This is a genomic window from Micromonospora sp. I033 (assembly GCF_053890995.1).
On the sequence record NZ_JBSSLX010000092.1, the window covers coordinates 1 to 20720 of the forward strand.

The 20720-nt window shown below is 73.0% G+C and carries 20 protein-coding genes and 4 tRNA genes; 23 read left to right on the forward strand and 1 reads right to left on the reverse strand.

The window, feature by feature from the left end:
- The first annotated feature begins 4 nt into the window (after positions 1 to 4).
- The 9 genes from ACW0Q9_RS16870 (at position 5) to ACW0Q9_RS16910 (ending at position 9951) form a co-directional block, all read left to right on the forward strand.
- Positions 5 to 574 carry an NADH-quinone oxidoreductase subunit J family protein gene (locus ACW0Q9_RS16870; RefSeq protein ID WP_456182380.1) on the forward strand — a complete coding sequence of 190 codons (570 nt, stop codon included), beginning with the start codon at positions 5 to 7 and terminating at the stop codon, positions 572 to 574.
- Complete coding sequence (gene nuoK, locus ACW0Q9_RS16875) at positions 571 to 927, forward strand: NADH-quinone oxidoreductase subunit NuoK (RefSeq protein ID WP_456182348.1); 357 nt, start codon at positions 571 to 573, stop codon at positions 925 to 927. The genes ACW0Q9_RS16870 and nuoK overlap by 4 nt, the downstream gene beginning before the upstream one ends.
- Positions 924 to 2849 (forward strand): NADH-quinone oxidoreductase subunit 5 family protein, encoded by a 1926-nt coding sequence (locus ACW0Q9_RS16880; RefSeq protein WP_456182350.1) that lies wholly within the window; start codon positions 924 to 926, stop codon positions 2847 to 2849. The genes nuoK and ACW0Q9_RS16880 overlap by 4 nt, the downstream gene beginning before the upstream one ends.
- On the forward strand, positions 2846 to 4354 hold the full coding sequence (locus ACW0Q9_RS16885; RefSeq protein WP_456182352.1) for a complex I subunit 4 family protein: 1509 nt from the start codon (positions 2846 to 2848) through the stop codon (positions 4352 to 4354). The genes ACW0Q9_RS16880 and ACW0Q9_RS16885 overlap by 4 nt, the downstream gene beginning before the upstream one ends.
- Positions 4351 to 5817: an NADH-quinone oxidoreductase subunit N gene (locus ACW0Q9_RS16890; RefSeq protein WP_456182354.1), complete on the forward strand. Its 1467-nt coding sequence runs from the start codon at positions 4351 to 4353 to the stop codon at positions 5815 to 5817. The genes ACW0Q9_RS16885 and ACW0Q9_RS16890 overlap by 4 nt, the downstream gene beginning before the upstream one ends.
- Before the next feature lie 147 nt (positions 5818 to 5964).
- The gene (gene htpX / locus ACW0Q9_RS16895; protein ID WP_456182356.1) at positions 5965 to 6843 is read left to right on the forward strand and encodes a zinc metalloprotease HtpX; all 879 of its coding nucleotides are present in this window, start codon (positions 5965 to 5967) and stop codon (positions 6841 to 6843) included.
- 136 nt (positions 6844 to 6979) lie between these two features.
- The gene (locus ACW0Q9_RS16900) at positions 6980 to 8239 is read left to right on the forward strand and encodes an MFS transporter (RefSeq protein WP_456182358.1); all 1260 of its coding nucleotides are present in this window, start codon (positions 6980 to 6982) and stop codon (positions 8237 to 8239) included.
- A 216-nt stretch (positions 8240 to 8455) separates the two neighbouring features.
- Positions 8456 to 8977: a SigE family RNA polymerase sigma factor gene (locus ACW0Q9_RS16905; protein WP_456182360.1), complete on the forward strand. Its 522-nt coding sequence runs from the start codon at positions 8456 to 8458 to the stop codon at positions 8975 to 8977.
- On the forward strand, positions 8974 to 9951 hold the full coding sequence (locus ACW0Q9_RS16910; protein ID WP_456182362.1) for a hypothetical protein: 978 nt from the start codon (positions 8974 to 8976) through the stop codon (positions 9949 to 9951). The genes ACW0Q9_RS16905 and ACW0Q9_RS16910 overlap by 4 nt, the downstream gene beginning before the upstream one ends.
- Positions 9952 to 10004: 53 nt before the next feature.
- Here the strand turns inward: ACW0Q9_RS16910 and ACW0Q9_RS16915 are convergent, their stop codons facing one another.
- Entirely contained in the window at positions 10005 to 10499 is a 495-nt protein-coding gene (locus tag ACW0Q9_RS16915) for a YajQ family cyclic di-GMP-binding protein (protein WP_456182364.1), read from the reverse strand.
- A gap of 148 nt (positions 10500 to 10647) precedes the next feature.
- Between ACW0Q9_RS16915 and ACW0Q9_RS16920 the strand changes: the two genes are divergently transcribed.
- The 14 genes from ACW0Q9_RS16920 to ACW0Q9_RS16985 all read left to right on the forward strand — a co-directional run.
- Positions 10648 to 10731 (forward strand) — tRNA-Tyr (locus ACW0Q9_RS16920).
- A 299-nt stretch (positions 10732 to 11030) separates the two neighbouring features.
- Entirely contained in the window at positions 11031 to 12221 is a 1191-nt protein-coding gene (locus ACW0Q9_RS16925) for an epoxide hydrolase family protein (protein ID WP_456182366.1), read from the forward strand.
- A gap of 681 nt (positions 12222 to 12902) precedes the next feature.
- Positions 12903 to 15431 carry a putative bifunctional diguanylate cyclase/phosphodiesterase gene (locus tag ACW0Q9_RS16930; protein WP_456182368.1) on the forward strand — a complete coding sequence of 843 codons (2529 nt, stop codon included), beginning with the start codon at positions 12903 to 12905 and terminating at the stop codon, positions 15429 to 15431.
- Between the two features lie 96 nt (positions 15432 to 15527).
- Positions 15528 to 15600, forward strand: a tRNA-Thr gene (locus ACW0Q9_RS16935).
- A 25-nt stretch (positions 15601 to 15625) separates the two neighbouring features.
- Positions 15626 to 15698 (forward strand) — tRNA-Met (locus tag ACW0Q9_RS16940).
- A 131-nt stretch (positions 15699 to 15829) separates the two neighbouring features.
- A complete protein-coding gene (rpmG, locus tag ACW0Q9_RS16945) occupies positions 15830 to 15997 on the forward strand; it encodes a 50S ribosomal protein L33 (RefSeq protein ID WP_067301359.1) in 168 nt (55 codons plus the stop codon).
- A gap of 121 nt (positions 15998 to 16118) precedes the next feature.
- Positions 16119 to 16565 carry an FAS1-like dehydratase domain-containing protein gene (locus ACW0Q9_RS16950; RefSeq protein ID WP_456182370.1) on the forward strand — a complete coding sequence of 149 codons (447 nt, stop codon included), beginning with the start codon at positions 16119 to 16121 and terminating at the stop codon, positions 16563 to 16565.
- Between the two features lie 3 nt (positions 16566 to 16568).
- Complete coding sequence (locus ACW0Q9_RS16955) at positions 16569 to 16961, forward strand: MaoC family dehydratase (protein WP_456182372.1); 393 nt, start codon at positions 16569 to 16571, stop codon at positions 16959 to 16961.
- 126 nt (positions 16962 to 17087) lie between these two features.
- Positions 17088 to 17160: transfer RNA gene (locus ACW0Q9_RS16960), tRNA-Trp, on the forward strand.
- A 214-nt stretch (positions 17161 to 17374) separates the two neighbouring features.
- Entirely contained in the window at positions 17375 to 17767 is a 393-nt protein-coding gene (gene secE / locus ACW0Q9_RS16965) for a preprotein translocase subunit SecE (protein WP_313724402.1), read from the forward strand.
- A gap of 35 nt (positions 17768 to 17802) precedes the next feature.
- A complete protein-coding gene (gene nusG / locus ACW0Q9_RS16970; RefSeq protein ID WP_046567240.1) occupies positions 17803 to 18525 on the forward strand; it encodes a transcription termination/antitermination protein NusG in 723 nt (240 codons plus the stop codon).
- A 187-nt stretch (positions 18526 to 18712) separates the two neighbouring features.
- Positions 18713 to 19144 (forward strand): 50S ribosomal protein L11, encoded by a 432-nt coding sequence (gene rplK, locus ACW0Q9_RS16975; protein WP_212831294.1) that lies wholly within the window; start codon positions 18713 to 18715, stop codon positions 19142 to 19144.
- 83 nt (positions 19145 to 19227) lie between these two features.
- Positions 19228 to 19944 (forward strand): 50S ribosomal protein L1, encoded by a 717-nt coding sequence (rplA, locus tag ACW0Q9_RS16980; RefSeq protein ID WP_456182376.1) that lies wholly within the window; start codon positions 19228 to 19230, stop codon positions 19942 to 19944.
- A 79-nt stretch (positions 19945 to 20023) separates the two neighbouring features.
- Positions 20024 to 20720 (forward strand): ATP-binding cassette domain-containing protein (locus ACW0Q9_RS16985; RefSeq protein WP_456182378.1); only part of this gene is annotated, 697 nt, incomplete at its 3' end.

Below are 20720 nucleotides of genomic sequence, written 5' to 3' on the forward strand. Positions count from 1 at the left end.
AGATGTGTATAGAGACAGGGGCGCGGGCGCGCTGGTGGTGGCCACCCGGCACCTGGTCCGGGCCGGTCTCTGGCTGGTGGTCTGCCTGGGCGCGCTGGCCGGTGACTACCTGGTGCTCGGCGCCGAGCTGGTGGCGTGGGTGCAGGTGCTCATCTACGTCGGCGCGGTGGTGGTGCTGCTGCTCTTCGCGGTGATGCTGACCCGCGCCCCGATCGGTCCCTCCGACGACCTCGACCGGCCCGGCTGGCCGGCCGCGCTGATCGGCGCCGGCAGCGGGCTGGGCCTGGCCGTGCTGCTGGTCGACGCGTTCCGCTGGTCCCGGGTCGGACCGCCCGCCGCGGGCACCGCCGAGCGCCTCGGCGAGCAGGTGTTCCGCTCCTGGGTGCTGCCCTTCGAGGTGCTCTCGGTGCTGCTGCTCGCCGCCCTGGTCGGCGCGATCGTGCTCTCCCGGCCCGACATCGGCCGCCCCGGTGCGACCCCGGGCGGCACGCCGGCCCGCCCCGGGCGCCCGGCCGGCCCGGCCGAGCCGGCCCGCCCGGTGGTCGCGGCCGCCGACGAGGGTGGGCGCGGGTGAGACCGGTCATCCCCTACGTCACCGCCGCGCTGCTGTTCGGCCTCGGCGTCTACGGCGTGCTGCGCCGCCGCAACGCCGTCCTCGTGCTGATGGCCGTCGAGCTGATGCTCAACGCGGTCAACCTGATCCTGGTCACCGCCGACACCACGGTCCGGGCCGCGCTGCCGCACTCCGGCCAGGTCTTCGCGCTCTTCGTGATCGTGCTCGCCGCCGCCGAGATCGGCGTCGGGCTGGCCATCGTGCTCCAGCTCTACCGGCTGCGGGCCAGCGTCTCGGTGGACGACGTGCCGCTCGCCGAGGCGCCCGCCCCGGCCGCCGGGGTCGCCGCCGACCGGGGCGAGGGGGAGAAGTGACCGGACTGCTCGCGGTGGCGCTGCCCGGCGTACCCCTGCTCGCGGGCCTGCTCGGGCTGCTGCTGCCGCCGTCGCCGCGCGGGGCGACCACCGGCGAGGACCCGGCCCGTCGTGCGGCGATCGCGCTCGGCGTGGCGGGCGCGGCGGTCGCGCTGCTGGCCGCGGTGGCGCTGGTGTTCCGGGTGGACGGGCCGGTCGAGGGCGGCGCCGACTGGGTCGACCTGGGCGGGCTGCGGGTGACCCTCGGCTGGCGGCTCGACGGGGTGGCCGTGCTGGTCGCCGTGGCGGTGGCCGCGGTGGCCCTGGCCGTGCAGGTCTACTCGATCGGCTACCTCCGGCGCGGCCCGCACGACGACGTCGAGGTGGACCACCGCTACCCGCCCTACGCGGCGCAGATCAGCCTGTTCACCGCGGCGATGCTGACCGTGGTGGTCTCCGGCGACCTGATCCTGCTGCTGGTCGGCTGGGAGGTGATGGGCATCTGTTCCTACCTGCTCATCGCCCACGACCGGCGGCTGCCCGAGGCGCCGGCCGCCGCCGTGAAGGCGTTCCTGGTCACCCGGGTGGGTGACGTCGGCTTCCTGCTCGGCATCGCGCTGCTCGGTGTCGGCGCGGGCAGCTTCCGGATCGCCGACGTGCTGGCCCACGACTACTCCTCGGGCACGCTCACCGCGGCCTGCCTGCTGCTGCTCGCCGGGGTGGCCGGCAAGAGCGCGCAGTTCCCGCTGCACACCTGGCTGCCGGACGCGATGGCCGGCCCCACCCCGATCTCGGCGCTGATCCACGCGGCCACCATGGTCGCCGCCGGGGTCTACGCGGTGGCCCGGCTCTTTCCGCTCTTCGCGCAGGCCCCGGCCGCCCTCGCCGTGCTCGGCGTGATGGCGGCGGTGACCCTGCTGCTCGGCGCGTTCGCGGCCACCGCGCAGGACGACATCAAGCGGGTGCTGGCCTGGTCGACGGTGTCCCAGATCGGCTACATGACCGGCGCGCTCGCCGTCGGCGCTCCCGCGGCGGCCCTGTTCCACCTGCTCACCCACGCCGCGTTCAAGGCGCTGCTGTTCCTCGCGGCCGGCGCGGTCATCCACGCCGTCGGCACCACGCTGATGTCCCGGATGGGCGGCCTGCGCGGGGCCATGCCGGTGACCTTCTGGTGCATGCTGATCGGCCTCGGCGCGCTGGCCGGGGTGCCGCCGCTGTCCGGCTTCTGGAGCAAGGACGGGGTGCTCGCCGCCGCGCAGGCCGCCGCCCTGGACGGCGCCGGCCCGGCCCCGGCCTGGGTGGGCTGGCTGGTCTGGCTGGCCGGGCTGGTCGGTGTCGCGGTCACCGCCTGGTACGCGACCCGCCTGCTGCTGCGGACCTTCCTCGGCGCGACCCGGATCCCGCTGGCACACCCGCACGACCCGCCGGCGGTGCTGCGCTGGCCGGTGCTGCTGCTCGCGGTGCCCGCCGCGCTGCTCGGCCTGGCCGCCTTCGCGCCGTGGTTCGCCGACCGGCTGCGGGTGCCCGCCGACGCCACCGACGAGGCCGTCGAGCTGGTGCACCTCGCGCCGAACCTGGTCCTGCCGTTCCTGCTGCTGCTGGTCGGCGCGGGCGTCGCGTGGGCGGGCTGGCGCCGCGACCCGGCCGCCGACCCGGCGCGCTTCCTGGGTCCGCTGCGGCCGGTCTTCGCCCGGGCGTTCCGGCTCGACGACGTCCAGCGCGCCCTCGTCGTACGCCCGACGACCGCCCTGGCCCGGGTCGTGCGGACCGGGGACGAGCTGGGGGTGGACGGCCTCGTGGAGGGCAGCGGCCGGGCCGCGGTCGAGGTGGGCGGCGGGCTCGCGGCGCTGCACCGGGCCGCGCTGCCCCGCGCGGCGGCCGGGGTGCTGGCCGGCGCGCTGCTGATCGGCCTCGCGGTCGCCCTGATCGGAGTGACCTCATGACGTTCGGGCAGTTCCTGCTGGTCGCGGTCCTCGCGGTGCCCGCGCTGGGCGCCGTCGCGGCCGCCGCCGTCCCCGGTGACCGGGCCGGCCGGCTGGTGGGCACGGCGGCCGCCGCGCTGACCCTGCTCGCCACGCTGCCGCTGGTCGGCGGTGACCACGGCTGGTTCGGCTACAGCCCCCGGCCGGCCGTGCAGCCCTGGCACCGGCTCGACCTGCCCTGGGTGCCCGGGCTCGACCTGCGCTTCCACCTGGGCGTGGACGGCATCTCCTGGCCGCTGGTGGTGCTCACCGCGCTGCTCAGCCTGCTCTGCTGCGGCTACACGCTCTGGCGGGTGCCCGAAGGCGGCGGCAGCGGGCGGGCCCTGGTGGCGCTGCTGCTGGTGGTCGAGGTGGGCATCCTGGGCACCTTCCTCGCCCTCGACCTGGTGCTGTTCTTCCTGTTCTTCGAGGTCGTCCTGCTCCCCATGTACGCGATCATCGCGGGCTGGGGCGGCGACGACCGGCGCCGGGCGGCCCGGAAGTTCGCCCTCTACACCCTCTTCGGCTCGGTGCTGCTGCTGGTCGGCGTCTACGTGGTGGTGGCCGCCGCGGGCACCGCCGACCTGGTGACGCTGACCGGCGGCACCGGGCTGTCCCGGGGCACCCAGCTGGCCGCGTTCACGCTGCTGGCGCTCGCCTTCGCGGTGAAGAGCCCGCTCTGGCCGCTGCACTCCTGGCTGCCCGACGCGCACACCCAGGCCCCCACCGTGGGCAGCGTGATCCTGGCCGGGGTGCTGCTCAAGATGGGCACGTACGGGCTGATCCGGGTGGCGGTCGGCGTGGCCCCCGAGGGCGCCCGCTGGGCCGCCCCGGTGCTCGGGGTGCTGGCCGTCGCGGCGATCCTGGTCGGCGGGCTGGTCTGCCTCGCGCAGGACGAGCTGAAGCGGCTGATCGCCTACTCCAGCGTGGGGCACATGGGCTTCGTGCTGCTCGGGGTCGCCACGCTCACCGCCACCGGCCTCCAGGCCGCGCTCATCGGCAACATCGCGCACGGCGTCATCACCGGGCTGCTGTTCTTCCTGGCCGGGGCCGTGAAGGACCGCACCGGCACCGGGTCGCTCGCCCAGCTGTCCGGGCTGCGGGAGACCGCGCCCCGGCTGGCCGGGCTGCTCGGCTTCGCCGCGGTCGCCTCGCTCGGGCTGCCCGGGCTGGCCGGCTTCTGGGGCGAGGCGTTCGCCGTGGTGGCGGCGCTCCGGCGCGGCGGCGGGCTGTGGACCACCCTCGCGGTGCTGGCCGCGCTGGGTGGGGCGCTGACCGCCGCGTACTTCCTGCGGTTGCTGCGCCGGGTCACCCACGGGCGGCCCAGCCCGGCGGTGGCCCCGGTCGCGCCCGGCCTGGCCGGTGCGGAGCTGACCGCCTGGGCGCCACTGGTGCTGCTCGCCCTCGCCGTCGGCCTGGCCCCCGCCCTCGTCCTGTCCTACGCCTCCGGCCCGGTCGGCGCCCTCCTGGGAGTGGTCACCAAATGAGCCTGGTGCAGAGCGTGGACAACGTGGCGCTGCTGCCGGCGTACCTGGCCGCCGGCACGGCCGTGCTGGTGCTCCTGGTCGACCTGCTGGCGGCCCGGGCCGCCGCCACGGTGGCGGTGGCCGCCCTCGGCGCGGCGGGCACCGCGCTCGGCTCGGCGCTGGTCGGCGCGGCCGGCGAGCGCCGCACCTTCTGCGTCGGCGCGGACTGCTCGTGGCTGTGGACCGGGCGGGCCGCGCTGGTCGCGGTGGTCATCGCGCTGCTCACCCTCGGCGTGCTGGCGCTCTCCGGCCCGCTGCTGCGGGCCGGCCGGATCCCGGTCGGCGAATACTGCTTCCTGCTCGCCTGCGCCATGACCGGCGGTGTGGTGCTCGGCGCGGCCGGCGACCTGATCACCCTGGTCGTGGCGCTGGAGACGCTCACCCTGCCGCTCTACGTGCTGGTCGGGCTGCGCCGGGGCAGCCGGGCCGGGGCGGAGGCGGCGGTGACCTTCTTCGTGGTCAGCGTGGTGGCCACCACGCTGACCCTGCTCGGCGCGGCGCTGCTCTACGCGGTGACCGGCGGCGTGCACCTCGACCGGCTCGGCGCGGCCTTCGCCGCCGGCGGGGACGGCCCGCCGGATCTGCCGCTGACCACGGTCGCCGTGGCGCTGGTGGTGGCCGGGCTGGCCTTCAAGGTCGCCGCGGTGCCGTTCCACGCCTGGGCGCCGGCCACCTACGACGGCGCGCCGCTGCCGGTGGCCGCGTACCTGTCGACGGCCTCGAAGCTGGGTGGCGTGGTGGCCCTGCTCGCCGTCGTGGAGCGGGCGCTGCCGGCCGACGTGACCGGCCCGGTGCTGGCCGTGCTGGCGGTGCTCACCATGACCGTGGGCAACCTGGTGGCGCTGCGCCAGCGGCGTACGGTCCGGCTGCTCGCCTGGTCCTCGGTGGCCCAGGCCGGCTACATCCTCGCCCCGCTCGGCGCGCTCGCGCTGGCCGCCGGGCGCACCGCCGACGCCCGCGCCGGGGCGTACGCCGGGGCCGTCGCGTACGCCGTCTTCTTCGTGCTGCTGGAGCTCGCCGCGTTCGCCGCGGTGGTGGCGCTACGGCCGGCGGACGGTGACGGCGGCACCCTGTCCGACCTGCGCGGCGCGGCACGGCGGCACCCGTGGGTGGGCGGCGCGTTCGCGCTGGCCCTGATCGGGCTGGCCGGGCTGCCGCCCGGGCTGGCCGGGCTGTTCGCCAAGGTGACCGTGGTCCGTGCGCTGCTGGCCGGGCACGCCGGCTGGCTGGCCCTGGTGGTGGCGCTGAACGCGGTGCTCGGCCTGGCCTACTACCTGCGCCTCGCCGCCACCCTCTACGCCGCGCCCGGCGGGGTCGCGGTCCGCCCGGCCCGGACCGTGGTGGTCGCGCTCGGGGTCGCCACCGCCCTGGCCGTGGTGCTCGGCTTCGCCCCGCAGCTCGTGCTCGACGTGGCGGCCCGCTGACCGTTTCGCCCTCCGGTGGGAAGGTGGCACAGCCCGCTCACAGGAATCCCCAGCCAACTTTCAGCCATGAGCCGGATGGTTGGCGGGTACCGGTGTGTTGAACCGGTCAGCGGGCTCCGCGCGGGCCCGCGCACCGAAGGAGCGATCGTGCATCACAACCGTCTCAAGACCGCAGCGCTGCTCGGCCTGTTGACCTCGCTGATCCTCGCGGTCGGCTACTGGTTCGGCGGTAGCGGCGGTCTCGTCATCGCCGTCGTCGTCTCGTTGCTGATGAACGGCGTGACCTACTTCTACTCCGACAAGCTCGCGCTGCGCTCGATGCGGGCGCAACCGGTCAGCGAGGCACAGTTCCCCGAGCTGTACCGGATGGTCCGTGAGCTCTCCACCCAGGCGGGCAAGCCGATGCCCCGGCTCTACGTGAGCCCGACGGCGCAGCCCAACGCGTTCGCCACCGGGCGCAACCCGGAGCACGCGGCGGTCTGCGTCACGCAGGGGATCGTCGAGATCCTCGACTACCGGGAGCTGCGGGGCGTCATCGGGCACGAGCTGTCCCACGTCTACAACCGGGACATCCTGATCTCCAGCGTGGCGGCCGGCCTGGCCGGCATCATCACCGCGCTCGCGAACATCGCCTGGTTCATCCCGCTGGGCTCCTCGGACGACGAGGACGCCCCGAACCCGGCGGTGCTGCTGCTCACCCTGATCCTCGGCCCGATCGCGGCCACACTGATCCAGCTGGCGATCAGCCGGAGCCGGGAGTTCCAGGCCGACCAGTCCGGCGCCGAGCTGAGCCGGGACCCGCTGGCCCTGGCCAGCGCCCTGCGCAAGATCCACGCCGGTACGCAGGCCCGCCCGCTGCCGCCGCAGGGCCAGCTCACCAGCACCGCGCACCTGATGATCGACAACCCGTTCAAGCGGGGCGGCGGCATCGCCGCGATGTTCGCCACCCACCCGCCGATGGAGCAGCGGGTGGCCCGGCTGGAGCAGCTGGCCCGCAGTGCCGGGCCGGTGCAGTTCCAGCGCTGACCCGCACCGACCACCTCCGCCCGCGTCCGTCCGGACGCGGGCGGAGTGGTGTGTCCGGGCACAAACCGTTTCCCCCGGATACGCCCCGGCGTTAGGGTCGAAACGTCTCCCACCCGTTACACCCTGGAGGTCGACCGTGGCCGCACTGCGCCAGTACCTGGGCGTCTGGCGGATCCCCGGCGCGCCGATGCTGCTGGTCCTCGGCATCATCGGCCGGCTCGGGATCGGCATGACCCCGCTGGCGCTGCTGCTGGTGGTCGCGGACGTCACCGACCGGTACTCGCTCGCCGCCGTCGCCGGGGGCATCTACGCGCTCTCCGGCGCCGCGCTCAGCCCCATCGCCGGGCGGATCGCCGACCGGGTCGGCCCCACCCCGGTGCTGCTGGCCACCGCCGTGGCCCACCCGCTCGCCCTCTTCGGGCTGCTCGGTGCCAGCCGGTCCGGCTCCGGCAGCCTCGCCCTCATCTACCTGGCCGCCGGCGTCGCCGGCGCCACGTACCCGCCGCTGACCGCCGCCATCCGGGGCGCCTGGAACGACCTCACCGCCCCGGCCACCGGCCGGGCCCACCTGCGCAACACCGCGCTCGCCGCGGAGACCTCCCTCTTCGAGGTCGTCTTCGTGCTCGGCCCGCTGCTGGTGGCCGGTTTCGTCCTGGTCGCCGACGCCGCCGCCGCGCTGGTCGGCGCCGCCGTGGTCACCCTGGTCGGCACCACCGCCGTCGCGCTCGGCCGGGTCATGCGCGGCTGGCAGCCGCACCCGCGCGAGCACCACGCCAGGGGCCTCGGCCCGCTGCGGGTCGGCGGCTTCCCGGCCCTGCTGCTCTGCGTCGCCAGCCTGGGCATCGCCTTCGGCGCCGCCGGCGTGATCGTCCCGGCCTTCGCCGGGAACGCCACCGCGGACGACCCGGAGAGCCTCGCCGGCGTGCTGCTCGCCGTCTGGGGCATCGGCAGCGCCCTCGGCGGCTTCTGGTTCGGGGTACGCAAGCCCGCCGCCAACATGACCCGCCAGTTCGCCTGGCTGCTCGGCGCGGTCGCGGCCAGCTTCGCCGTCTTCGCGCTGATGCCCGGCCCGGGCGCGCTGGGCGTCGCGCTGGTGCTCGGCGGGGCCACCATCGCCCCCGCGCTGACCCTGGAGAACACCCTGGTCGGCCGGATCGCCCCGGCCGGCATGCTGAACGAGGCGTACACCTGGGTGGTCACCATGTCGGTGGCGGCGAGCGCCGCCGGGGGCGCGGTGGCCGGGCTGATCGTCGACCACGCCGGCGGCGTGCCCTGGGCCTTCCTGTTCGCCGGGGCGGCGGTCGCCGTCGGGGCCGCGGTCGCCGCGCCGCGCACCGGCCCGATCGCCCGCGCCGAGGCCGCGGCGGTACGCGCCGAGCAGTCGCTGGTCGCCTGAATCCGGTCGGTCCGGGTACCACCCGGACATGTTCCTCTTCTTCTCGAACCGGGTCGGCTGCCTGGGCTCGATCCTGGTCAGCGCGGTCGTGACCGTGATCCTGCTGCTGATCTTCTCGCGCTGACGGTGAACTCGCGGTCATCCGAGAGGGAGTGCTGCCGGCACCGGCCGCCGGACCGGGGAACCATCGGGCGGGTCCAGGACCCTTAATGAGGTATGGGCCTGTTTCGCAGAGCGGAACCCGCCGGCTACGAGGACTTCGTCGCCAGCCGGTACCGGGAGATCGTCCGCTTCGGCGCGCTGCTGGCCGGTGACGCCCGGCTGGGCGAGGATCTCGCCCAGGAGGGTCTGATCGCGGCCTATCGGTCGTGGCATCGGTTGGGCGTGCCGGACGGGCGGCCGGAGGCGTATGTCCGGCGGGTGATGGTCCGTACCGCGATGCGGGCCAGGCGCCGGCGGTGGCGGAACGAGATACCGACCGAGGAACTGCCGGACGCCTACCGTCGTGGCTTCGCGGATCAGTCGGATCTCAGCGTGCAGGTGCTCGCCGGCCTGCGCGGGCTGCCCGCCGACCAGCGGGTGGTGCTCGTGTTGCGGTTCTGGGCCGACGCCTCCGAGGCCGAGGTGGCGCAGACCCTCGGCGTCGCGGTGGGGACGGTCAAGAGCCGCACGTCGCGTGCGCTGGCGACGTTGCGCGCCAGCGGTCTGTTCGTCGAATCCTCCAAGGGGACGCCGTGAATCCCACCCACGTCAGCGAACTGCTCGAACGCGCAGCCGCCTCCGTGACGCCGACCGAGACCGATCCCGCCTCCCGGCTGGTCAGCCTCGGGCGGCGCAGCGTGCGGCGCCGCCGCCGCGCCTGGGGAACTGCCGGCTCCGTCGCCGTAGCGGCCGCGGTCGCGGCCGTCGTGGCCCTGCCCGCCGGAACGGCGGCCCCGGACCGGTCTGGGGCGCCGGGGGCCACGGTGAGCCTGGATGGCCTGTCGGTCGCCGTCCCGGAGGGCTGGCGGACGAGCGAGGTCACGACCTTCGACCCCTGCGCCGCCGAGCCGCACACCGTCTACCTCGCCGCGCGGTGGGACCCCCGAGGCACGCGGCCCAGGTCCGGCCCGCCCGTCGGGTGCACGTCGGAAGGCCAAGCGTGGCTGGCTCTCGTGCGGGACGCCGTCCCCCGGGGCGTCAACCCGCAGCGGCTGGTGGTCGAGGACGGTCGGGTGCTCCAGGTCACGCAGGACTTGCAGTCCAGGTCGACCTACCGCGCCTTCGATGAGGAGACCATGGCGACCGGAGTCTTCATCTCGGGCGACGAGGAGGGTCGCGAGCAGCTGCTCGAACGCGTCACCTGGCCCGCCGGCCCGCCGGCTCCGCCCTCCGGCGGCCTGGCGTTACCGGACCGCATCACCGGCGCCGTCAGCGAGAACGCGGGCCCCATGGTCACCGCGACGGACGCGAAGACGCTGACCCGGATCCGGGCAGAACTCGCGGAGCTGCGCGACCCCGTGCCCGCCGGCGAGGAATGCACCCTGCAGAAGCCCGGTCGGGTCGGCATCGCCCTCGATGACGTCACCGTGGTGCTGGGTGACGCGACCTGCCCGCAGGCGATCTCGACCGGCGGCGGTCGCGTCCGGGTCCCGGGCGGGCTGGGCAGGGAGCTGCTCGACCTCATCGTGGCGAGCGACCGCGCCGCGGCCGAGCGTCGCACCAAGGACTGAGCGAACTCGTCGGGAGGCGTGACCGGCCCGATCACCGGGCCGGCCGTAGCCTTCTACCGGTAGTTGGTGAACTGGAGGGCGACGCCGAAGTCCTCGCCCTTGAGCAGCGCGATGACGGCCTGAAGGTCGTCCTTCTTCTTGCCGGTGACCCGGAGCTGGTCGCCCTGGATCTGCGCCTGGACGCCCTTCGGGCCCTCGTCGCGGATCTTCTTGCTGATCGCCTTGGCCTTGTCCGAGTCGATGCCCTGGATCACCTTGGCGTCGATCTTGAAGGTCTTGCCCGACGCGCGGGGGTCGCCGGCGTCCAGTGACTTCAGCGAGATGTTCCGCTTGACCAGCTTCTCCTTGAAGACGTCCAGCGCGGCCCGGACCCGCTCCTCGGTCTCCGCCTGGAGGCTGATCGCCTCCTCGCCCGACCAGGAGATCTCGGCGCCGGTGCCGCGGAAGTCGAACCGCGTCGCGAGCTCCTTCTCCGCCTGGCGGAGGGCGTTGTCGACCTCCTGCCGGTCGACCTTGCTCACGATGTCGAACGACGGGTTCGCTGCCATGCTCATGCTCCTGCTGTCCGGCGGTCTGTCCTGATCCGTCCCCCACTGACCAGTGGTGGGACCCCCTGACGGTACCCGCTTGCGACGGACCCGGGGGCAACCGCTATCCTTGCTTCCGCCGCCGCGTCGCGACGCGGTGGGGTGCCCTGGCGGGTTGCCCGAGCGGCCAATGGGAGCGGACTGTAAATCCGTCGCGAAAGCTACAGAGGTTCGAATCCTCTACCCGCCACCAGGCAACGACAAGGCCTCTGAACTGCGGAAACGTGGTTCAGAGGCCTTCGTCGTCTCCTGCGCGGGTGGACCGCTGCCGCCCCTCATCCCCGGCCGACCGAGCACGTAGCGGGCCAGAGTTGCTTCCCCACCTGTTGCGGCCCCGGCCCGCCGCAACGAGTCGGCTAGCGGGTCCCGGCCGGTCCCGGGCGCGAAATCGCGTTCCGGTCCGCCGGTCGCCGGGCCGGTGCGAAGCTGGGCCTGTGCCAGCCCCGCCGGCGCCCGAGCGCGCCGGTCGACCTGATCCGGCAGGTGGAGAACATGCCCAACGACAAGGAAATCCGTCCCTTCCGGCTCGACACGCCGGAGGACGCGATCGCGGACCTGCGTCGCCGGATCGCGGCGACGCGCTGGCCCACCCGGGAGCTGGTCAGCGATCGCTCCCAGGGCGTGCAGTTGGCGACGGTCCAGGAGCTGGCCCGCTACTGGACGAACGGTCACGACTGGCGTGCGGGCGAGGCGAGACTGAACGCCCTGCCGCAGTTCACGACCTACATCGACGGCGTCGAGATCCACTTCATCCATGTGCGGTCACCGCACGAGGACGCCCTGCCGCTGATCATGACGCACGGCTGGCCGGGCTCGGTGGTCGAGCTGCTCGGTGTGGTCGGCCCGCTGACCGATCCGACCGCGCACGGCGGACGAGCCGAGGACGCCTTCCACCTGGTGCTGCCGTCCCTGCCCGGTTACGGCTTCTCCGGCGAGCCGACCGAGCTCGGCTGGGACTCCAACCGCATGGCACGCGCCTGGACGGAGCTGATGGCCCGCCTCGGCTACTCGCGCTACGTCGCCCAGGGCGGCGACGTGGGTGCCGCCGTCACGGACGCGATGGGCCGCCAGGGACCGGAAGGGCTGGTCGGCATCCACGTCAACCTGCTCGCCGGGGCGATCGGCCTGAAGGACCAACTGCCGGCGAAGTCCGAGCAGGAACGCGCGGCGCTCGGTGCGCTCAACACGTTCATGGCGGAGGGCTTCGGCTACTTCCTGGAGCAGTCCACCCGTCCGCAGACGATCGGCTACTCCCTGCTGGATTCACCCGTCGGACTGGCGGCCTGGATGCTGGACCACGACACGGACAGCTACTACAAGATGTCCCGCGCGTTCGTCGACGGCGAGCCGGTGGGCGGTCTCACCCGGGACAGCATCGTCGACAACATCACGCTGTACTGGCTGACCGGCACCGGCGCCTCGTCCGCCCGGTGGTACTGGGAAACCGGCCGGTTCCAGGCCGCGGCCAAGGCGGCCGGCCAGGCTCCTCCGCCGGTCACGGTGCCGGTCGGCTTCACGACGTTCCCCGGCGAGCTCTTTCCCGCCCCGCGTACCTGGGCCGAGACGGTCTACCCCAGCCTCACCTACTTCAACGAGGTCGACACGGGTGGCCACTTCGCCGCCTGGGAGGTGCCCGACCTGTTCACGACCGAGGTGCGGGCCGCGTTCCGGCCGCTGCGGTAGTCCTGAGTCCGCCCCGGAAGGCGAGTCGCCCCGAAAGCTCTTGTGGTGGGCCGATCGCCTGCGGGCTGGCGGCGCTCGGATCGGACAGCCCGAGACCCTTGCCCGGATATCGATGATGGTGGAGTCTGTTCGAGGGGCCGCCACGGCTGCCCGGTTCGCCGTCCATTGTGGTCAAGGTCACCGATCATCATGCCTGGTAGGCGAATCTGCTCTTACGTGCGGTTTAGCCGGGGAAGTCGTTGTGCGCGCCTTCCGTAGCAGCGCCGGGACCGATCGTGACAGCATGCTGGGCCGGAGGGGCGGGCGCACCGGTCGAACGGATGATTTCCCTTTCTGCCGCCCCGGGGGGAGCCCTCCACCGCTTTTGCCCGTGCCCCCCGTGTGGCACGATCGTGGAACCTCCACCATCGCTGAAACTCTCTCGACAGGAGCAATCATGTCTGGTCGAAGGTTGGGCCGGCTGCTTGGCTCACTTCTCGTTCTCGCCGCCCTCTTCGGCGGCGTCGGTGGTTTCGACTTCGATGGCACCACGGGGGGCATCCAGACCCTGGACATTGTTTGGCAGTGACCGGGCCCTCCGGTCTGTCGCCGTCGAGCCCGGCTGCCACGACCTTCGTGTGCCGGCCGGGCGATGACTCGCGTCGATGACGGGGCGGCGCGCCGCCAATCCGAAGGAGCGGCATGATCCGTCGCGATCAGCCACGGCGCAGGTCGTCTGAGGACGCCTGGATCATCACGGCGCCGATGGCGCTGGTTGCCGTGGCCTGCGCCACGGTGACCGGCCTGCTCGCCGAACATCCCGTCGGGAAGTGGCCGCAGGCGACGCTCTTCCTGCTCCTCATGATCGTCGCCGGGCTGCCGCTGCTGAGCCTGGTCGTCCGCCGGCAGACGCTCGGCGTCACGCTCACCGAGCTGCCGCTGGTCCTGGCGCTCTACTTCCTGCCGCCGCTGACCGTCGTGTTCATCTACACGCTGACGGCGCTCATCACGCACATCCGGCACCGGTTCTCGGCGCCGAAGGTCTGGTTCAACGTCGCCCGCGCCGCGGCCGGCACCTCGCTGGCCGTGCTGGTCCTCCAGGCGTTCCCGCCCATCGAGGGGGTCGGGCCACGCACCTGGGTGAGCATCTTCGCGGCGGTCAGCATGGTGCTGCTGGTCAGCGTCGTCAGCGTGGTCGCCGTGCACACCCTGCTGCACGGCTGGCAGACCGGGCGGGGGGCGCTGCGCAGCGCCAAGGCCGGACTGCTGACGGCGGCCATCAACGTGGCCGTCGGGCTGATCGTGCTGATCCTGGTGCGCAGCACGTGGTGGTCGCTGCTCCTGCTCGCCGCCCTCGGCGCGGGTCTCGTCCTGGTCTACCGGTCGTACGCCCAGTTCTTCCGGCAGCACCGCACCCTGACCGACCTCTACGACCTGACCCGCGCGGTGGTCGAGAGCGGGCAGAGCGGCACCCTGGCCGACGCCCTGCTCGGCCGCGTCCGCGCCCTCATGCAGGCGGAATACGCGACGCTCTGGCTTCCGGCCCAGGGGCGGCACCCGGAGACCCTGCTGAGCGCCCGGGTCGACGATCCGGGCCTCCTCGACGTGGCGTACACACCGCCGGCGCTCCGGCAGAAGGTCCGCGAGACACGCCGTACGGTGGCCGTCGGACGCGGGGTGACCACGGACGGTGAGTTCCGCGCCGACCTCGCCGAGCGGCGGGTGAAGGACGCGGTGGTGGTGCCGTTGCGGTCGGGCCCGGTGGTGATCGGCACCCTGGAGGTGGCCAACCGGCTCGGTGACGGCAACCACTTCACCCCGGCGGACATCGCGGTCTTCGAGACCGTCGCCGCCCACGCCGCGGTCGCCCTGGAGAACTCCCGCCTGGTCGACCGGCTCCGGCACGACGCCGAGCACGACACGCTGACCAAGCTGCCCAACCGTCGGCGGATCACGGCGGCGGTGGCCGAGGCGGTCCGGATCGCGGCGCCGGGCGAGGTGGTGGCGCTGCTGCTGTTCGACGTCGACCGGCTGCGCCAGGTCAACGAGTCGCTCGGCCACGCGGCCGGCGACAAGGTCCTCGTCGAGGTGGCCGAGCGGCTGCGCGCCTGCGCGCCCTCCTCGGCCCTGGTCGGCCGGGCCGGTGGTGACGAGTTCCTGGTGACGCTGCGGCTGGAGAGCACCGAGGCGGCCCTTGAGCTGGCCGCGCAGCTGCGCGAGCAGATCCGCGACGAGATGGTCTTCGACGCGCTCACCCTGGACGTGGACACCGCGGTCGGGGTGGCCGTCCACCCGGACCACGGCAGCGACGCGGTGACCCTGCTCCAGCGGGTCGACCTGGCCGCCACGGCGGCGAAGTCCGTCCCGGGCAGCGTGCAGCTCTACAGCCCGGCGCTGGAGTCCCGGTCGCTGCGCCGGCTGGGCCTCGCCGGCGACCTGCGCCGGGCCTTGGACGACGGTGCGCTCGAGGTCTACTTCCAGCCCAAGGTGACGCTGCGGGACCGGCGCCTGGTCGGCGTGGAGTGCCTGGCCCGCTGGGAGCACCCGGCGCACGGCACGGTGGCCCCGGACGACTTCGTGGCGGTGGCCGAGCACACCGGCCAGCTGGGCCGGCTCACCGAGTTCGTGCTGCGGGAGAGCCTGCGCCGCAGCCGGGACTGGAGCCACGGCGAGCAGGCGCTCTCCGTCTCGGTCAACCTCGCCGCCCGGACGCTCACCGACCAGCACTTCCCGGCCCTGGTGCGGGACCTGCTCGACGAGTACGGCGTGCCGCCGCAGCGGCTCACGCTGGAGATCACCGAGGCCGGGGTGCTGGATGGCACCGAACGTCCCATTCCGACCCTGCGGCGCCTGCGCGACCTCGGTGTCCGGCTCTCGGTGGACGACTTCGGCACCGGCAACTCGTCCCTGGCCCAGCTGCGCCGGCTGCCCGTGCACGAGGTCAAGGTCGACCGCTCGTTCGTGCAGGGGATGGCGACCGATCCGGGCGACCTGGCCATCGTCAACGCCGTGGTGACGCTCTCCCAGCAGTTCGGCCTGAGCGTAGTGGCCGAGGGTGTGGAGAGCGAGTTGACCCTGGAGCTGCTCCAGGACATCGGCTGCGAGATCGGCCAGGGCTTCCTGTTCAGCCGGCCCCTGCCGTACGAGCGGCTGGAGGCCTGGTTCGGCGCCCAGGTCGACCCGGAGACGATCGTGGCCGGCGAGCTGCCTCGCCTGCGCGTCGTGCCCTGAGCTGGGGATACGCGACAACGGGGGATCCGATTTCACCTCGGCGGCGGGGTCGTGTACTGTTTCCTCTGCGCGGCACCCCACGGGGTGATCGGGTAGGCCCCCTTAGCTCAGTCGGCAGAGCGTCTCCATGGTAAGGAGAAGGTCTACGGTTCGATTCCGTAAGGGGGCTCAGAGGGTCCGGCTGGACCCGCCACGGCGGTGTAGCTCAGATGGCAGAGCAAGCGGCTCATAATCGCTGTGTCGCCGGTTCAAGTCCGGCCACCGCTACTCTCGTCCTCCGGGCCCGCCCGGTGGTCGGTGGGATGGGCGCCACAGGCGCCCACTTTGCATGTCCGCGTAGTCAGCGCGTAGGCTGATGCGCCGTAGTTGTTACCCGTGAGCGAGGAAGGCACTCCGCCGTGGCGAAGGCGACCGATGTCCGGCCGAAGATCACTTTGGCGTGTGTGGAGTGCAAGGAGCGCAACTACATCACGCGCAAGAACCGCCGCAACGACCCGGACCGCATCGAGCTGAAGAAGTTCTGCCCCCGGGACGGCAAGCACACCATCCACCGCGAGACCCGCTGACCCGCGGCCGGCCCGGCCGGCCCGCCAGCAGCAACCCGAACGCCGATCCGCACGGATGGCGGCTCCCGAGCCGCCCGACCGTACGGATCGGCGTTCGTGCTTTCCGTGTAGGTTCGGCGGCATGTCCCTGGACCCGTCCTTCGTCGGCCGGACCTATCCGCCGACCGCCCCCTACCAGGTGGGCCGAGAAAAGATCCGCGAGTTCGCCGCCGCCATCGGCGCGACCGACCCGGCGCATCACGACCCGGCGGCCGCCCGGGCGCTCGGCCACCCCGACGTGGTGGCCCCGCCGACCTTCCCGGTGGTCGTGACGATGGCCGCCAGCCGGCAGATCGTCGAGGACCCGGCGCTCGGCGTCGACTACAGCCGGGTGGTGCACGGCGACCAGCGCTTCGCGTACACCCGGCCGGTGGTGGCCGGGGACGAGCTGGTCTGCGTGAACACCATCGAGGAGGTCACCAACCGGGGCGGGCACGGCTTCCTGACCACCCGCACCGACGTGAGCACCGTCGCCGGTGAGCCGGTGGTCGCCGTCTGGTCCAAGATCGTCGTACGCGGGGAGGCCTGAGAAGTGGAACTGCCCACCCAGACGTTCCGGGTGACCCGCGCGGACCTGGTCCGCTACGCGGGAGCCTCGGGCGACTTCAACCCGATCCACTGGAGCGACCGGACCGCCACCAAGGTGGGCCTGCCCGGGGTGATCGCCCACGGCATGTTCACCATGGCGCTGGTCGGCCGGGCGGTCACCACCTGGGCCGGCGCGGCGGACGCGGTGGTCGACTTCAACGTCCGGTTCACCCGCCCGGTGGTCGTGCCGGACACCGACGAGGGCACCGAGGTGGAGGTCTCCGCGGTGGTCAGGGAGACCACCGACGAGGGCCTGACCAGGCTCGACATCACCGCGACCTGCCTGGGGGAGAAGGTGCTGTCGCAGGCTCGGGCGACCGTCCGGACGCCTCGCTGAGGATCCGTTCGACGCGCGAGGGGTGGACCGGTTGGGAAAGTCGCACGACTACCCGTACACTGGTCCGCCGTGGGGCAAGTGACCCCTGCTCGGCACCGTGTGTCCGGGTGGGGTGAGTTGCCGCACAGGGGTGTAGCTCAATTGGCAGAGCAGCGGTCTCCAAAACCGCAGGCTGCAGGTTCAAGTCCTGTCACCCCTGCGCCTCAGGCCTGACCGTTCCCGTGGGTCGCGCCGCCGCAGGGCGGCGCCCGGCCCGTGGTGGTGGCATCGGCGGGGTTGGTTCCGAGGCATTCGGGGCCCTCCCGGTCGGTCCGCCGGCCGCGGCCCGTCGCGGGACGGTTGGTCCGGCCGGCGTGACCACACGCCGCGCACGCCGTCCGGCGTGCGACCCGATATCCCGCACGGAGGGCGAAGTGGCCGAGAGCAAGCGGCGCGGCGAGGACGCCGGCGACGAGCGTCTGGACGACGACGCGACCGTCGACGGCGTGGCCGACGACGACGCCACCGACGCGGACGAGACGGTTTCCCGGGGCGGCACCGCCACCCGTAAGCGGGCCCGTGCCGATTCGACCGAGGGCCGGAAGACCCGGAAGGACACCGAGCGGATCGGGCTGTTCGCCCGCATCGCGCGGTTCTTCCGCGAGGTCGTGGCCGAGCTGCGTAAGGTCATCTGGCCGACCCGCAAGGAGCTGCTGACCTACACGGCCGTCGTGGTCACCTTCGTCGCGGTGATGTTGGCGATCGTGGCCGGCCTGGACTACGGCTTCGCGAAGGCGGTGCTGTGGGTCTTCGGCAACCCGAGCTGACCTGCGGACAGCGATAGTGACGGAAGTGAGCGAGCGTGCCTGAGTACGACGAGACCGCCGAGACCCCGGACGAGCAGTCCACGGTGGCGACGGCGGCCAACGATGAGTCGGTCGAGGCCGCCAGCGAGCCGGAGTTCCCGACCACCGAGCCCGCCCCGGACGAGGACTTCGACCCGGTCGCCGAGCTGCGCCAGAAGCTGCGCTACGCGCCGGGCGACTGGTACGTGGTGCACTCCTACGCCGGCTACGAGAACAAGGTCAAGACCAACCTCGAGACCCGGATCACCTCCCTCGACATGGAGGACTTCATCTACCAGGTCGAGGTGCCGACCCGGGAAGAGGTCGAGGTCAAGAACGGCAAGCGGTCGCAGGTCCAGGCGAAGGTCTTCCCGGGCTACATCCTGGTCCGGATGGAGCTGACCGCCGAGTCCTACTCCTGCGTCCGGAACACCCCGGGGGTCACCGGCTTCGTCGGCGCGACCGATCGGGCCGACCGGCCGGCGCCGCTGAGCCTCGACGAGGTGCTCAAGTGGCTGGCCCCGGCGGTCGAGACCGAGCAGAAGAAGGCCAAGCCCGAGGTCAAGGTCCTCGACTTCGAGGTCGGCGACTCGGTCACCGTCACCGACGGCGCCTTCGCCTCGCTGCCGGCCACGATCAGTGAGATCAACGCCGACCAGCAGAAGCTCAAGGTCCTGGTGTCGATCTTCGGCCGGGAGACCCCGGTCGAGCTCAACTTCAACCAGGTCGCCAAGATCTGACGTACGTCCCGCACCGGCGGTGGGCCTCCCGGCCGGCCGCCGGTGCGTCGTTTCCGCCGTCCGCCGGACCTCGGCGGGGAGGGTGGCGGAAGGCTGCGCTACCCTAGAACGTCGGCTGTCCGCAGCGCGCTGACCGTGCGTGCCCGCGGGCCGGCCAAAATCCCAGTTCCAAGCCCCAGGAAGAGACATGCCTCCGAAGAAGAAGCTCGTCAAGACGTTCACGCTTCAGCTGCCGGCGGGCCAGGCCACCCCGGCGCCGCCGGTCGGCCCCGCGCTCGGCCAGCACGGCGTGAACATCATGGAGTTCTGCAAGTCCTACAACGCGCAGACCGAGTCCCAGCGGGGCGACATCGTCCCCGCCGAGATCAGCGTCTACGAGGACCGCACCTTCACCTTCGTGCTGAAGACCCCGCCCGCCGCCCGGCTGCTGATCAAGGCCGCCGGCGTGCAGAAGGGCTCGGGCGTCCCGCACACGCAGAAGGTCGGCTCGGTGACCCGCGCCCAGCTCCGGGAGATCGCCGAGAAGAAGATGGCGGACCTCAACGCCAACGACATCGAGCAGGCTGAGAAGATCATCGCCGGCACCGCCCGGTCGATGGGCCTGACCGTCGCCGACTGACCTCGGCGCACCGCCAAACCCGATCAGTTCGTGGGAGGGCCGCCGAGTCGCGGGCCCGCCATAGACCACAGGAGTTACCAGAAATGCAGCGCAGCAAGAGCTACCGCAAGGCCGCCGAGGTCATCGACCGGTCGAAGCTCTACTCTCCCGCCGAGGCCGTCAAGCTGGCCAAGGAGACCACCAACGTCAAGTTCGACGCCACGGTCGAGGTCGCGATGCGCCTCGGCGTCGACCCCCGCAAGGCGGACCAGATGGTCCGCGGCACGGTCAACCTGCCGCACGGCACCGGTAAGACCGCCCGCGTGATCGTCTTCGCCGCCGGCGCGAAGGCCGAAGAGGCCGCCGCCGCGGGTGCGGACGAGGTGGGCACCGACGAGCTGGTCGCCCGTATCCAGGGCGGTTGGCTGGACTTCGACGCGGCGATCGCCACCCCGGACCAGATGGCCAAGATCGGCCGGATCGCGCGGATCCTGGGCCCGCGCGGCCTGATGCCGAACCCGAAGACCGGCACGGTGACCATGGACGTCACCAAGGCCGTCGCGGACATCAAGGGCGGTAAGATCACCTTCCGGGTGGACAAGCACTCCAACCTGCACCTGATCATCGGCAAGGCCTCGTTCTCCGAGTCCCAGCTGATCGACAACTACGCGGCGGTGCTGGACGAGGTACTGCGCTCGAAGCCGTCCGCGGCCAAGGGCAAGTACCTGAAGAAGGTCACCCTCACCACCACCATGGGCCCGGGCGTCCCGGTCGACCCGAACGTGGTGAAGAACCTGAGCGAGGCTCCGGCCGAGGCCTGAGCACGACTGCCCTGACGGGGCCCCGCCACCACCCGGTGGCGGGGCCCCGTCCGTCTGTCCCGTGTGGCAGGCTCGGCGCATGCGGCTGGAAGGCGTCTGGCTGCGGTACCACCGGCGCGGTCCGTGGGTGCTGCGGGACACCGATGTGACGATCGGCCCCGGCGAGGTGGCGGTGGTGCTCGGGCGCAACGGGGTGGGCAAGTCCACCCTGCTCCAGATCGCCGCCGGCGTGCTCCGCCCGACCCGGGGCCGGGTGGTCGACCGTCCGGCGGCCGTCGGTTGGGTGCCGGAGCGCTTCCCCGCCGACCAACCCTTCACCGTGGGCGCCTACCTCACCGCCATGGCCCGCATGGCCGGCCTGCCGGCCGCGGAGGCCGACCGGGCCGTGCGCCGCTGGGTCGACCGGCTCGGCCTGGCCCGCTTCCACGGGGTGCGGCTGCCCCAGCTGTCCAAGGGCACCGCGCAGAAGGTCGGCCTGGCCCAGGCGCTGCTCCGCCCGCCCGGCCTGCTCGTCCTCGACGAGCCCTGGGAGGGTCTCGACGCCGCCGCCCGCGAGCTGGTGCCCGAGATGATCGGCGAGGTGCTGGCCGGCGGCGGCACGGTGCTGGTCAGCGACCACCGCGGCGAGACGGTCCGCCTTCCCGGCGCCCGGCACTGGTCGGTCGCCGACGGCACGGTCACCGAGGCGGCGCCGGCCGGGGGCGCGGCCACCGTCGTGGTCGAGCTGTCGGTCCCGGCCGCCGCGGTCACCGCCGCCCTCGCCCGGTTGCGCGCCG

Bases quoted from the DNA above. Each gene is read 5' to 3' on its own strand.
- ACW0Q9_RS16885 (WP_456182352.1), top strand. From the start codon at position 2,846: ATGACGTTCGGGCAGTTCCTGCTGGTCGCGGTCCTCGCGGTGCCCGCG.
- ACW0Q9_RS16890 (WP_456182354.1), top strand. From the start codon at position 4,351: ATGAGCCTGGTGCAGAGCGTGGACAACGTGGCGCTGCTGCCGGCGTAC.
- ACW0Q9_RS16905 (WP_456182360.1), top strand. From the start codon at position 8,456: ATGGGCCTGTTTCGCAGAGCGGAACCCGCCGGCTACGAGGACTTCGTC.
- ACW0Q9_RS16915 (WP_456182364.1), bottom strand. From the start codon at position 10,499: ATGGCAGCGAACCCGTCGTTCGACATCGTGAGCAAGGTCGACCGGCAG.
- ACW0Q9_RS16925 (WP_456182366.1), top strand. From the start codon at position 11,031: ATGCCCAACGACAAGGAAATCCGTCCCTTCCGGCTCGACACGCCGGAG.
- ACW0Q9_RS16930 (WP_456182368.1), top strand. From the start codon at position 12,903: ATGATCCGTCGCGATCAGCCACGGCGCAGGTCGTCTGAGGACGCCTGG.
- ACW0Q9_RS16950 (WP_456182370.1), top strand. From the start codon at position 16,119: ATGTCCCTGGACCCGTCCTTCGTCGGCCGGACCTATCCGCCGACCGCC.
- rplK (WP_212831294.1), top strand. From the start codon at position 18,713: ATGCCTCCGAAGAAGAAGCTCGTCAAGACGTTCACGCTTCAGCTGCCG.
- rplA (WP_456182376.1), top strand. From the start codon at position 19,228: ATGCAGCGCAGCAAGAGCTACCGCAAGGCCGCCGAGGTCATCGACCGG.